General features: G+C 73.7%; 13 protein-coding genes and 1 pseudogene. 1 reads left to right on the top strand and 13 read right to left on the bottom strand.

What is annotated here, in order from left to right; all coding sequences use genetic code 11:
- Positions 1-21 precede the first annotated feature (21 nt).
- The 12 genes and pseudogenes from VIG76_RS09720 to rplU all read right to left on the bottom strand — a co-directional run bounded on the left by VIG76_RS09720 (position 22) and on the right by rplU (position 9,200).
- Positions 22-198 (bottom strand): hypothetical protein, encoded by a 177-nt coding sequence (locus VIG76_RS09720; RefSeq protein WP_331953601.1) that lies wholly within the window; start codon positions 196-198, stop codon positions 22-24.
- Between the two features lie 12 nt (positions 199-210).
- Positions 211-804, bottom strand: a complete 594-nt coding sequence (locus VIG76_RS09715) for a copper resistance CopC family protein (protein WP_331953599.1) — start codon at positions 802-804, stop codon at positions 211-213.
- A gap of 12 nt (positions 805-816) precedes the next feature.
- Complete coding sequence (locus tag VIG76_RS09710) at positions 817-1,899, bottom strand: serine hydrolase domain-containing protein (RefSeq protein ID WP_331953597.1); 1,083 nt, start codon at positions 1,897-1,899, stop codon at positions 817-819.
- A gap of 35 nt (positions 1,900-1,934) precedes the next feature.
- A complete protein-coding gene (gene rsfS, locus VIG76_RS09705; RefSeq protein WP_331953595.1) occupies positions 1,935-2,318 on the bottom strand; it encodes a ribosome silencing factor in 384 nt (127 codons plus the stop codon).
- Positions 2,319-2,325: 7 nt separating this feature from the next.
- Positions 2,326-3,819 (bottom strand): hypothetical protein, encoded by a 1,494-nt coding sequence (locus tag VIG76_RS09700; protein WP_331953593.1) that lies wholly within the window; start codon positions 3,817-3,819, stop codon positions 2,326-2,328.
- Positions 3,820-3,866: 47 nt separating this feature from the next.
- A pseudogene (nadD, locus tag VIG76_RS09695) lies at positions 3,867-4,451 on the bottom strand (nicotinate-nucleotide adenylyltransferase); the annotation flags it as partial.
- Positions 4,452-4,496: 45 nt separating this feature from the next.
- Entirely contained in the window at positions 4,497-4,697 is a 201-nt protein-coding gene (locus VIG76_RS09690) for a hypothetical protein (protein ID WP_331953591.1), read from the bottom strand.
- Positions 4,698-4,910: 213 nt separating this feature from the next.
- On the bottom strand, positions 4,911-6,185 hold the full coding sequence (locus tag VIG76_RS09685) for a glutamate-5-semialdehyde dehydrogenase (RefSeq protein WP_331953589.1): 1,275 nt from the start codon (positions 6,183-6,185) through the stop codon (positions 4,911-4,913).
- Between the two features lie 11 nt (positions 6,186-6,196).
- Positions 6,197-7,000: a glutamate 5-kinase gene (gene proB / locus VIG76_RS09680; protein WP_331953587.1), complete on the bottom strand. Its 804-nt coding sequence runs from the start codon at positions 6,998-7,000 to the stop codon at positions 6,197-6,199.
- Positions 6,997-8,514: a GTPase ObgE gene (obgE, locus tag VIG76_RS09675; RefSeq protein WP_331953585.1), complete on the bottom strand. Its 1,518-nt coding sequence runs from the start codon at positions 8,512-8,514 to the stop codon at positions 6,997-6,999. Before obgE ends, proB begins: the two co-directional genes overlap by 4 nt.
- A 100-nt stretch (positions 8,515-8,614) precedes the next feature.
- Entirely contained in the window at positions 8,615-8,878 is a 264-nt protein-coding gene (gene rpmA / locus VIG76_RS09670; RefSeq protein ID WP_331953583.1) for a 50S ribosomal protein L27, read from the bottom strand.
- 13 nt (positions 8,879-8,891) lie between these two features.
- Positions 8,892-9,200 (bottom strand): 50S ribosomal protein L21, encoded by a 309-nt coding sequence (rplU, locus tag VIG76_RS09665; RefSeq protein ID WP_331953581.1) that lies wholly within the window; start codon positions 9,198-9,200, stop codon positions 8,892-8,894.
- 192 nt (positions 9,201-9,392) lie between these two features.
- Between rplU and VIG76_RS09660 the strand changes: the two genes are divergently transcribed.
- Entirely contained in the window at positions 9,393-9,659 is a 267-nt protein-coding gene (locus VIG76_RS09660; protein WP_331953579.1) for a DUF4031 domain-containing protein, read from the top strand.
- Positions 9,660-9,751: 92 nt separating this feature from the next.
- On the opposite strand, the gene VIG76_RS09655 is transcribed toward VIG76_RS09660, so the two are convergent.
- Positions 9,752-12,223, bottom strand: a complete 2,472-nt coding sequence (locus tag VIG76_RS09655; protein WP_331953577.1) for an Rne/Rng family ribonuclease — start codon at positions 12,221-12,223, stop codon at positions 9,752-9,754.
- Positions 12,224-12,312: the final 89 nt, after the last annotated feature.

The following is a 12,312-nucleotide window of genomic DNA, read 5'->3' as shown; positions in this document are numbered from 1 at the left end:
CCACACCGGTTCGCTTGAGGGTCAGGCCGTGAACGAGATCACGGCGACGACGAGCCCGAAGGCGCCGCCGATGACGTCCGTCGCGACGTAGGCCGGACGCATCCGCCGGCCCTGACGCGCGGCAGCGCGACGCTCGGCGACGAACGCGGTGAGCGCCAGCACGACGATCACGAGGCCCAGGACGCCGGTGACGAGCATCGTGTGCGCCGATCAGGTCCGGCGACGGGTGACCACCACGGCGACCACCGCGACGCCGGCGACGAGCACCACGAGCACGCCGACGACCACCGCGATGAGCGCCGCCACCCCGGATGAGGAGGACGAGGATGCGGCCGGCGAGGCACCCGGCGTGACGACGGATCCGCAGGACGGCCCGTTCGCGGCTCCCGCGGATGCTGCCGCGCCGGCGGCAGGGGCGTAGCGGAAGCTGATGGAGTCGGAGACGGGGTGCCCGTCGGACGAGACGATCCGCCAGGTCGCCGTGTAGGTGCCGGCCGGTCCGAGCCGCACGGGCGCGCTGAGGTCGTCGTTCTTCACGACGGGGCAGCCGGTCTCGTAGTGCTTGCCACCCGGGCCGGTGACGGCGAGCACGGTCGCGCCGTTCCCCGTGCCGAGCACCGCGGCGTCGAACGTGAGGGTCACCGCCGTCGGTGCGGTGGTGACCGTGCTGCCATTGGCCGGGTCGCTGCTGACGAGGTAGTCATGGGCCGTCGCCGGCAGCGCCCCGACGACCACGGCGAGGGCCCCGACGAGCAGTCCGAGCACCGCCGCACGCCACATCGCACGGCCTTCCGATCCAGGCATCCCGCCTCCTCCCTACGTGTTCGGCGACGTCGCCGGTTCGGATGGCACCGCCGCGAGGATCCGGTCGGCGACCGCGGCGTGGAACCGCAGATCGGGCAGCGGCCAGCCGATGCGGTTCGTGAGGTGCACCACGACGAGGTCGCGGTCCGGGTCGGCCCACGCGATGCAGCAGTTGCTGCCGTTGTGGCCGAACGCCCGCGGGCTGCTGCTCGCCCCCATCGGGCTCACCGTACCGGGCACGGCTCGGGGGCCGCCCAGCTGGAAGCCCGCGCTCCAGCGGATGGGGTACCGCGCGACCCGGTCGAAGCCGTCGTCGCCGGACGGCGCGACCGCTTCCGCGACCGTGCTCGCCGCGAGCACCCGGCGACGGCCGACGCGCCCGCCGGCGAGCAGCATCCGGTAGAAGGCCGCGAGATCGCGGGCGGTCGTCGACAGCCCGGCCGACGGGATCACCGCGCGTCGCACGGCCGGCCGGTTCACTCGTGCGGCGACGAGGCGGCCGAGCGCGCTCGCGCCCCGCACTGGGACCGCCCGGGGCAGCAGCGAGCCGGGCAGCCCGAGGTGGGTGTCGCCGAGGCCCGCGGGGTCGAGCAGCAGCTGCTGCACGACCTCACGCTCCGGGCTGCCGGTCACCCGGCGGATGAGCTCGCCGAGCACGAAGCCGGCGGCGAGAGGGCTGTAGCCGGCCGCGGTGCCCGGCTCGCGGACGAGCGGCGCGGCGGCCACCCGCGCGGTCGCCCGCTCGCGGTCCGCGAGCACGAGGGCGTCCCCGGCGATGCGCGCGGCACCGAGCCCTGCCCGGTGCTCGAGCACCTGCCGGACGGTGACGGCCGCCTTGCCGCGGGCGGCGAAGTCGGGCCAGACGCTCGCGACGGGCGCGTCGAGGTCGAGCAGCCGCCGCTCGGCGAGGACGTGCACGGTCATCGCGGTCACGGGCTTGCCCGCGGAGAAGGTCCAGAAGAGGGCGTCGGGGCGGCAGCCGAACGCGCGGTCGAGCACCGGCCGCCCGCGGTGCAGCACGACGAGCTGCGCGACGGCGCCGCGGGCGCGGATCATCCGCACCGCCTCGTCGAGGCGCGCGGGACGGAGCTGCACGGCTGCAGGCACGGCGGCGCGACGCCCGACCGACGTCAGGAGGCGGCGGCCCGGCCCGCATCGTCGGAGAGGTCGAGCGGGATGGCCGGGCAGTCGCGCCAGAGTCGCTCGAGGCCGTAGTAGGCGCGGTCCTCCTGATGGAAGACGTGCACGACGACGTCACCGAAGTCGAGCAGCTCCCAACGTCCCTGCCCGCGGCCCTCGCGGCGCTTCAGCCCCACGCCCTCGGCGGCCAGGCGGTCGTCGACCGCATCCGCGATCGCGACCACGTTCCGCTCGCTGCTGCCGGACACGAGCAGGAACGCGTCGGTCAGGGGCAGCCGCGACGACACGTCGATGGCCACGACGTCAGCCGCGTTCTTCGACCAGGCGGCCTCGGCCGCCTGCTGGACCTGGGTGTGCGCAGCTTCCGTCTTCACGTCCCGATCAGAATAGCTTGAGGACCCAGCTGCCGATGAGCAGGGTCACCACACCCACAGCCATCGCACCGGCGATGATCGCCAGCACGGTGGGCAGGATGTTGCCGTGCGCGCGCCGGCCGCCGATGATCGCCCGGGTGGAGCCGGTGCCGCTCACCGCGCGGCTCGCCCGCACAGGAGCGACCCCGGCGGCCGCCTCGTCCTGCGACGCCTCGAAGAGCCGGTCGATCTCGAGGGAGTCGTACTCCCCCGTGGCGCCGGTCTGCGCGAGGCTGCGCGGCAGGTTCAGCGAGCCGGTGATGAAGATGTCGCCGGTGCTGTTGACCGCCTGCGTGAGGTCGGGCTGCGGGTCGTTCGAGAGGATGAGCGCGTTCGCGGAGCCGTTGCCGCCCTGCACGTTGCGGCCGAGGAGCCCGGTGTAGTCCTGGGCGTCGTCCTCGTCCTCGTCGGCCCACGGGAGGGCCTGGCGGGGCTGCTCCGGCTGGCGGAACGCGGGCTCCGGTGCGGGCGGCTGGGCCTGCCCCGAGCGGGCACGGCGGATGAGGGCCTCGAAGCCGGCGAGGTCGGTCACCTCGGAGGGCGGGCCGACCTGCTCCGGCCCGAAGGCGGCGGCCGGCTCCGCGTACGCGGCGGGCTCGGCGTAGGCCGCCGGCTCGCCCCAGGGGTTCGGCTCGGCGAAGGCGGGCAGGACGGGCTCGTCCGTCACCTGGCTCCACGCGCGCCCGCGGTAGGGCTGCGGCTCGATGAACTCGGGCTCCGGCTCCGCCTCGTACTGCGGGTCGGGGTCGACGATGGGAACCGGGCTCGAGAAGGTGAGCGCGTCGTTCCCCTTGGGCGCGGCGAAGAACTGCGGCAGGTTCACAGGCGCCGTCATCGGCGACTGCGCCTCGAGCTCGGCGCGGTCGAGTGCCGGCATCGCGACCGTCGGGGTCTCCTCGTAGCCGGCGAACGCGGCGGGCACGTCGGGCCGGGCGGCGGGAGCGCCGTCGCTGAACCAGGCGGCGGGCATGCCGTCGTCGGTGGTCTGCTCGGCCTGGCGGCGGCGCAGCTCCTTGCGGGTCAGCGGCTGCTGCACCGGGGTGCGCAGGGTCGGCAGCGGCTCGGCGACGTGCTCACGGAGCACGGCGTCGCGAACGCGGTCGAGCAGCTCGCCGGTCATCGGCGACGAGGACACGGGGCCGCTGCTGCGCGCCGGGGCCTCGGGGACGCCGGAGCGGAACCGGGCGAGGTCGCCCGTGCGGGGCCCCTCGGTCTCGGGGGCCGCAGGGACATCCGCACGCCGCGAGAGCGCCGCCCAGATATCCGTCGTGTCGGGAACAGGGAACTCCTGGTCCGAACCGAATTCACTGCTGAAGTCGTGCCCGTCGAAGTCGACGACTCCGGAGGGGTGCGCTCGCCCGGCGGCGAGAGCCTCGGCGGCCTGACGCTCGCGCTCGCGGGCCTCCCGCCGGCTGATCGGCTGTCCGTCCTCGAGGGTCTCCCCCACTCGGGCGGTGTCCACGGCGGCGCCGTTACGGCCCCCCCGCGAAGACTGGTCCTGCCACAAGGTCATGGTGCGCTCCTGTACAGACGGTGCTTGCTGATGTACTGAACCACACCATCCGGGACCAGGTACCAAACCGGTGCGCCGTGTCGCACACGCGCTCGGCAATCCGTCGAGGAGATCGCCAGAGCGGGCACCTCGAGCACGCTGACGTCGTCGTGGGGCAGCCCCGCGACCGACATCACATGCCCCGGGCGTGTCACCGCGACGAAGTGGGCGAGGTCCCACAGCTCGTCGAGGTCCTTCCAGCTGAAGATCTGGGCGATCGCGTCGGCGCCCGAGATGAAGAACAGATCGGCGTCCGGATGCTGCTCCTTGAGGTCCCGGAGCGTGTCCACGGTGTACGTGACGCCGCCGCGGTCGATGTCGACGCGGGAGACCGTGAAGCTGGGGTTCGACGCGGTTGCGACCACCGTCATCAGATACCGGTGCTCCGGTTCGGTGACCGCCGTCTTGTGCCAGGGCAGCCCGGTCGGGACGAAGATGACCTCGTCGAGCTCGAAGACGCGCTGGACCTCGCTCGCGGCGACGAGGTGGCCGTGGTGGATCGGATCGAAGGTGCCACCCATCACGCCGAGACGGCGGCGGGTGCTGCCGGGCGGCCGGGTGGCGGATGCGGCGCTGACGGCTCCGGCCTAGACGCTCGGACCGTGGTGGTCGCCACCGCGCATCGACTTGCCGGCGTGACGGTTCGCGACGTCGCGGTACGACCAGGCGACGAAGCCGAGGAGCGTGAAGACGCTCGCGGCGATGAGCGGGAACACGAAGTTCGGCACGGGCAGCGGATTCGCCGCCTCCGCGGCGATCACGAGCGGCACGAGGGACGAGAGCGTCACCCGGATCCTCCTCCCGCCCGGAACGGTCTTCCGGGACCCGACGATTCTAGGGCTCCCCGAATCGGAGCTCATGAGTCGCGGCACGACCCCGCCTCGGCCGCCGACGGGCCACTTCGGGCGTATCGGGCGTCCGATGACGCCCGGAAGTGTCCGAAACCGCCCGTCGGGTCCGCGGCCACCGCCGAGCCACGCCAGGTCAGAGCGCGCGGCGCTCTACGGGCGCGTCTGGCCCGAGCCGCGCACGAGCCACTTCGTGCTCGTGAGCTCCGGCAGGCCCATGGGGCCGCGCGCGTGGAGCTTCTGCGTGGAGATGCCGACCTCGGCGCCGAAGCCGAACTCGCCGCCGTCGGAGAAGCGCGGCGACGCGTTCACCATGACGACCGCCGAGTCCACCTCCGCGAGGAACCGCTCGGCGTTGGCGAGGTCGTTCGTCACGATCGACTCGGTGTGCCGAGTCGACCACCGCTCGATGTGCGCGACGGCGGCGTCCAGGTCGTCGACGACGCCGACGGTGAGGTCGAGCGAGCCGTACTCGGTGCCCCAGTCCGCCTCCGTCGCGGGCTCGAGGCCGGGCACGACGGCGCGGACCGTGTCGTCGGCGTGCAGCACGACGCCCGCGTCCTGCAGCGCGGCGGCGACCGGCGGCAGCAGCCGCTCGGCCGCGTCCCGGTGCACGAGCAGCGTCTCGAGCGCGTTGCAGACCCCGACGCGCTGCGTCTTCGCGTTCACCACGATCTCGGTCGCCATCCGCTCATCCGCGGTTGCGTCGAGGAACACGTGCACGACGCCGGCACCGGTCTCGATCACCGGGACGGACGACTCGCGCACCACGGTCTCGATGAGCGACGCGCTGCCGCGCGGCACGAGCACGTCGACGAGCCCGCGGGCGCGCATCAGCTGCGCGGCCCCGTCGCGGCCGAGGTCGTCGACGGACTGCACGGCGTCGGCGGGGAGTCCGGCGTCGGCGAGCGCGCCGCGCACCACCTCCACGAGCACGGCGTTGGTGTGCTGCGCCGCCGTGCCGCCGCGGAGCACGACCGCGTTGCCGCTCTTCAGCGCGAGCGCGGTGATGTCGACGGTGACGTTGGGGCGCGCCTCGTAGATCGCGCCGACGACGCCGAAGGGCACGCGCACCTCGCTGAGGCGCAGCCCGTTCGGCAGGGTGCGGCCGCGGACGATCTCGCCCACCGGATCCGGCAGCGCCGCGATCTGCAGCACGGCGTCGGCGAGGCGCGCCACGCGGGCGGCATCGAGGCGCAGGCGGTCCTGCAGCCCCTCCGCCATGCCGGCCGCTCGCGCTGCGTCGAGGTCGCGGACGTTGGCAGTCAACACGCGGTCGGATGCGGTGAGCAGCGCCGCCGCGATGGCCTCGAGCCCGCGGTCGCGCTCGGCGCCGGAGACGACGGCGAGGCGACGGGACGCGGCCTTCGCCGCCGCGAACCGGGGCGTGGCGTCGGTGTCGGCAGGAGCCACGAGGGTGTCCGTCATGGCGCGGGAGTCTATCCGGCGGCCGCCTCGGCGTCTGCGGCCGGCTCGAACCAGGTGCCGACGGTGTCGCCCTCGAGGGCGCGCGCGACGTGCTCGGTGGCGGTGAGCAGCACGGCGATGCCGGCGGCGGCCGCGTGCCGGGCCGCGGCGACCTTCGTGGCCGCCCCGCCGGTGCCCACCCCGGTGTCGCTCTCCCCCACGATCACGCCGGCCAGCGGGTCGCCCGCGGCCACGAACGGGATCGGCTCCGCGCCGGGCTCCCCCGGCGGCCGCGTGTAGAGCGCCTCGACGTCCGAGAGCAGCACGAGCAGGTCGGCGCCGATCAGCTCCGCCACGAGCGCGGCGAGCCGGTCGTTGTCGCCGAAGCGGATCTCATGGGTCGCAACGGTGTCGTTCTCGTTGACGATCGGCAGGATCCGCAGCGCGAGCAGGGTGTCGAGCGCGCGCTCCGCGTTCTCGCGGTGCTTCGGGTTCTCGAGGTCGCCCGCGGTGAGGAGCACCTGGCCGGCGACGATGCCGAAGCCGTCGAGCTGCTCCTGGTAGCGCTTGATGAGGAGGTTCTGGCCGACCGCCGCCGCGGCCTGCTGCACCGCGAGGTCCGTCGGACGGTCGCGCAGCCGCAGGTGCGGCATGCCGGTCGCGATCGCGCCGGAGGAGACGAGCACGACCTCGGTGCCCCGAGCGTGGGCGGCGGCGAGCGCGGCGACGAGCGGGACCACCTGTCCGGCCTTGTCCCCGGAGATCGACGAGGACCCGACCTTCACGACGATGCGCGCTGCGTCGGGGGTCTGCTCCGGCAGGGCGGGTGCGGTCATTCCCGCGTCTCGCCGAGCACCCGGTCCTGCTCGCGCTCCGCGCGCCGCTCGGTCTCGAGATCCGCGCGGGCGGCCGCCTTCGCGTCCATCCGCTCGCGGTAGCCGGTGCGGCGCTCCTCGGTCGTGCGGCGACCGGACTGGTTGAAGCGGACGTCGCTGCCGCGCGGGGCGGTGATCAGCTCCGCGGTCGACATGAGGGTCGGCTCCCAGTCGAACACGACGCCGTCGCCGGGGCCGATCACGACGGTGGAGCCGGGGACCGCGCCGGCCTCGAAGAGCCCGTCCTCGACGCCGAGCTTGGCGAGCCGGTCGGCGAGGTAGCCGACGGCCTCGTCGTTCGTGAAGTCCGTCTGGGCGACCCAGCGCTGCGGCTTGCTGCCGAGCACGCGGTAGACGGGCTCGGTGCCGCCCTCGACCTTGACGACGAAGTCCTTCTGGTCGACGGGCTCGGGTCGCAGCACGATGCGCGCGGGCCGGGCCTCGGCGGCGCGCTCGGCCCGGTCGATCTCGACGAGCTGCGCGAGGGCGAACGACAGGGGCTGCAGGCCCTCGTGGCTCGCCGCGGAGACGGCGAAGACGCGGAAGCCGCGGGCCTCGAGGTCGGGGCGGACGAGCTCGGCGAGCTCGCGCGCATCCGGCGAGTCGATCTTGTTCAGGGCGACGACCTGGGGCCGCTCGAGCAGCGGCTTCTGGCCGGCGGGCACCGGGTAGGCGCCGAGCTCGCGGCGGATGACGTCGAGGTCGGTGAGCGGATCACGCCCGGGGTCGACCGTGGCGGCGTCGAGCACGTGCACGATCACGCTGCACCGCTCGATGTGCTTCAGGAAGTCCAGGCCGAGGCCGCGGCCCTCGCTGGCGCCCTCGATGAGGCCCGGCACGTCGGCGATCGTGTACCGGGTGCGGCCCGCCTCGACGACGCCGAGGTTCGGCTGCAGGGTGGTGAACGGATAGTCGGCGATCTTCGGCCGCGCGGCCGACATGGCCGCGATGAGGCTCGACTTGCCGGCCGACGGGAATCCGACGAGGGCCACATCCGCCACCGTCTTGAGGTCGAGGCGCACGTCGATCGTCTCGCCGGGCTCGCCGAGCAGCGCGAAGCCGGGCGCCTTGCGCTTCGTGCTGGCCAGCGCCGCGTTGCCGAGGCCGCCATGACCGCCGGAGGCCGCGACGAAGCGCATCCCCGGCTCGGCGAGGTCGGCGACGACCGTGCCGTCGGGGTCGCGCACGACCGTGCCGACAGGCACGGGCAGCTCGAGCGACTCGCCGTTGGAGCCGTACCGGTTGTCGCCCGCGCCGGGCGTGCCGTTGCCGGAGGTCCGATGCGGCGCCCGGTGGTAGCCGAGCAGCGTCGTCACCTGCGGGTCCGCGACGAGCGTGATGTCGCCGCCGTTGCCGCCGTTGCCGCCATCGGGGCCCGCGAGGGGCTTGAACTTCTCACGGCGGATGGAGACGCAGCCGTTGCCGCCGTGTCCGGCCGTGAGATGCAGGGTCACCGAGTCGACGAAGGTCGCCATGGGCTCCGCCCTCCTTCCGGGTCCGGATACGGCGAAGGGCGGGTACTCGACCCGCCCGTCACCGATGCTGTTGAGGATCCCCGCTTTCGGGGATCCGAGGTCACTCCGCGACCGCGGCCACCTCGATGTCGATGACCTTGCGGCCACCGCGGGCGCCGAAGCGCACCGAGCCGGGCGCGAGGGCGAACAGGGTGTCGTCCCCGCCGCGACCCACGTTGATGCCGGGGTGGAAGTGCGTGCCGCGCTGGCGGACGATGATCTCGCCGGCCTTGACGACCTCGCCGCCGAAGCGCTTGACGCCGAGGCGCTGCGCGTTGGAGTCACGACCGTTGCGGGTCGAGCTCGCGCCCTTCTTGTGTGCCATTGCTGTGCTCCCCTCAGCCGATCGCGGTGACGCGGACGCGGGTGAGCTCCTGGCGGTGGCCCTGACGCTTCTTGTACCCGGTCTTGTTCTTGAACTTCTGGATGACGATCTTCTTGCCGCGCAGGTCGCCGAGGACCTCCGCGGTGACCGTCACGTCGGCGAGCTTGGCCGCCTCGTGGGTGACGGTGTCGCCGTCGACGAGCAGCACCGGCGCGAGACGGATGGTGCCGTCCTCGCCCGCGGCGATGCGGTCGAGCGTCACCACGGTGCCGACCTCGACCTTCTCCTGGCGCCCACCGGCGCGCACGATCGCATAGACCACTTCGAGCCTCAACCTCTTCTGCAGTGCCACCGGGGGCCGGACGCGGATTCGCGCGGCAGGTGACGGAACGTCTGACCGGTGCGTCACCGGACTGCGACTCAAGAAGTCGCCCGCGCACCGACCGTCAATCATAGCCCACTGCGACCGGGTCCTCCACCAGCGCCGGTCGCCTCCGGGTGGGACGATGCCGGTATGGCCGTGCTCGTGGACGCCGCGATGTGGCCGGCGCACGGCCGGATGTGGGCGCATCTGGTCAGCGACGCGTCGCTCGAGGAGCTGCACGCGTTCGCGGCAGCGAACGGCATCCCGTCCCGCGGTTTCGACCTCGACCACTACGACGTGCCGGCCGAGCGGATCGACGAGCTCGTCGCGGCGGGCGCCGAGCGGGTGACCGCCGGTGAGCTCACGCGGCGGCTGATCGCCAGCGGCCTGCGGGTGAAGGGGCGCGACCGGCACTGAGTCGCGCCGGGCGCATGCGGATGCGCCTCGCGCCTCGCGCATCCGCCCCGATCGGGACCGCGCTCGGCACATCCGCATGCAGCAGGGACCGGCTACTCGTCCTTGCCGGGCGTGAGGGCCGGGGTGGAGACGCGGCGCGAGCGGCGGCGCCCCTCACCGGGCTGCTTCGGCGCGGGCAGCGCCTCGAGCACGGAGTCGAGCAGATCGACCGCGACCTCCTTGGGCACGCGGTGCGACTGGGCCTCGACGTGCGGCTCGGGCAGCTCGATCAGGGGGGCGGCCGGCTGCGCGGCGGCGGGCGCCTCCTGGACGGGCGCCTGCTCGGCGGCCGGCTGGGGCTCGGCGGCCGGAGCGGCGGGCTGCTCGCTCGCCGCCGGACGCTCCGGTGGCCGGTGGCCCGCGGTCGGATCGAGCAGCGGCTTCGCCGGCGCGATGGTCGCTCCGGCGATCTGCGCGAGGGCGTTCTTCATCCCGTCCGTGATCGCGTGCGTGGTCGACGCCTTGGGGGCCGCGGGCGGCGTGGCCCCGCCACCGGAGGATCCGCGACGGCGGCGGCCCTGCTCCTGCTTCGGCTCGGCGCCGGACGGGTTCTCGGTGACGGACTCGGCGAGCCCGACGCCGAGGCGCTTGCGGGTCATCTGCACGAGCCCGAGCGAGGTGACCTCGGCGACCTGGTGCTTGGTGCGGTCGCGGCTGAGGCACTCGACGAGACGCCGGAGCACGAGGTCGCGGTTGCTCTCGAGGACCATGTCGATGAAGTCGATGACGATGATGCCGCCGATGTCGCGCAGCCGGAGCTGGCGGACGATCTCCTCCGCGGCCTCGAGGTTGTTCTTGGTGACGGTCTCCTCGAGGTTGCCGCCGGAGCCGACGAACTTGCCGGTGTTCACGTCGATGACGGTCATCGCCTCGGTGCGGTCGATGACGAGGGAGCCGCCCGAGGGCAGCCACACCTTGCGGTCGAGCGCCTTCTCGATCTGCTCGTGCACGCGGTGGGCGCTGAAGACGTCGGTGTCGCCCTCCCAGCGCTCGAGGCGATCGAGCAGGTCGGGCGCGACCTGCTGCAGGTAGCGCTCGATCGTCGCGCGGGCGTCGTCGCCCTCGATGATCAGCTTCGTGAAGTCCTCGTTGAAGACGTCGCGGACGATCTTCACGAGCAGGTCGGGTTCGCCGTGCAGCAGCGTCGGCGCGCTCGCGGTCTCGACGAGGCGCTGGATCTCGGCCCACTGGTTCGCGAGCCGCTGCACGTCGACGGTGAGCTGCTCCTCGGTCGCGCCCTCCGCCGCGGTGCGCACGATGACGCCGGCGGAGTCGGGCAGCGCGTCCTTCAGGATGCGCTTGAGCCGCGCGCGCTCGGTGTCGGGCAGCTTGCGGGAGATCCCGTTCATGGAGCCGTTCGGCACGTAGACCAGGTATCGGCCGGGCAGCGAGACGGCGCTGGTGAGCCGCGCGCCCTTGTGGCCGATCGGGTCCTTCGTCACCTGCACGAGCACCGTGTCGCCGGACTTCAGCGCCAGCTCGATGCGGCGGGCCTGGTTGCCCTTCTCCCCGAGCCGCTCGCTCGCGGCGTCCCAGTCGACCTCACCGGAGTAGAGCACCGCGTTACGGCCGCGGCCGATGTCGACGAAGGCCGCCTCCATGCTCGGCAGCACGTTCTGCACGCGGCCGAGGTAGACGTTGCCGATCAGCGAGACGTTCTGCGACTTCGCGACGTAGTGCTCGGCGAGGATGCCGTCCTCGAGCACGCCGATCTCGATCCGGTCGCCCGCGTTGCGGACGATCATGCGGCGGTCCACGGCCTCACGGCGGGCGAGGAACTCCGCCTCGGTCACGACCGTGCGGCGGCGGCCGGCGTCGCGGCCGTCGCGGCGGCGCTGACGCTTGGCCTCGAGCCGGGTGGAGCCCTTCAGCTTCTGCGGCTCGGTGATGGGCTCCTTGACCGGGCGCGCCTTCGGCACGACCTCGGTGACGGCACCCTCCTGGCTCTGCTGCTGCTGCTGACCACCGGTGCGGCGACGGGTGCGACGGCGCGAGCGGCGGGATCCCGTGCCGGACTCGTCGTCGGCGGCGTCCTGGTCCTCGTCGTCCTCCTCCTCGACGTCGGGGGCGAGCCCCGGCGCGGCGGCGGGCAGCGCGGGCGGCGCCTGGAACAGCACGGCGAGCGGCGGACGGGCGGGGCCCGCCTGCGGCTGCTCCGCGGGGTCCTCGGTGGCGTCGCCCGGCGTCGAATCCACGTACTCGGGCTCCTGCCCGGGCTCCGCGGCCGGCTCCGTGGTCGCCGGGTCCTCGGGCACGATCAGGTCAGACTCGACCTGCTCGTCGGCGCCCGTCTGATGAGGGCCGGTCTCCTGCGGGCCGGTCTCCTGCGGTGCAGGCGCGTCGGTGCCGGCGGGAACCGGCTGCTCCGCGGATCCGTCCTGCTGCGGGAGCGCCTCGCCGCGTGCGGAGACCGCGCTGCTCGCACGTCGCGGGAGCGAGACCCGGCGGCGGCGCTTCGGCGCCTCCTCCGGTGCCGCTGCGGCGGCCTGCTCGTCGATCGTGCGGTTGTCGTCGTACTCCACCATCGCGGGTGCACTCCTCACGCGGATGCGGCGGCGCTGAGCGCCACCCTCCGGGCTCCAAGGCCGATCCCGCTCGCCGGCGCGTGCGCCGC

This window comes from Amnibacterium sp., from assembly GCF_036559085.1.
Lineage (GTDB): Bacteria > Actinomycetota > Actinomycetes > Actinomycetales > Microbacteriaceae > Amnibacterium.
This window is presented reverse-complemented; position numbering and strand designations above follow the sequence as displayed.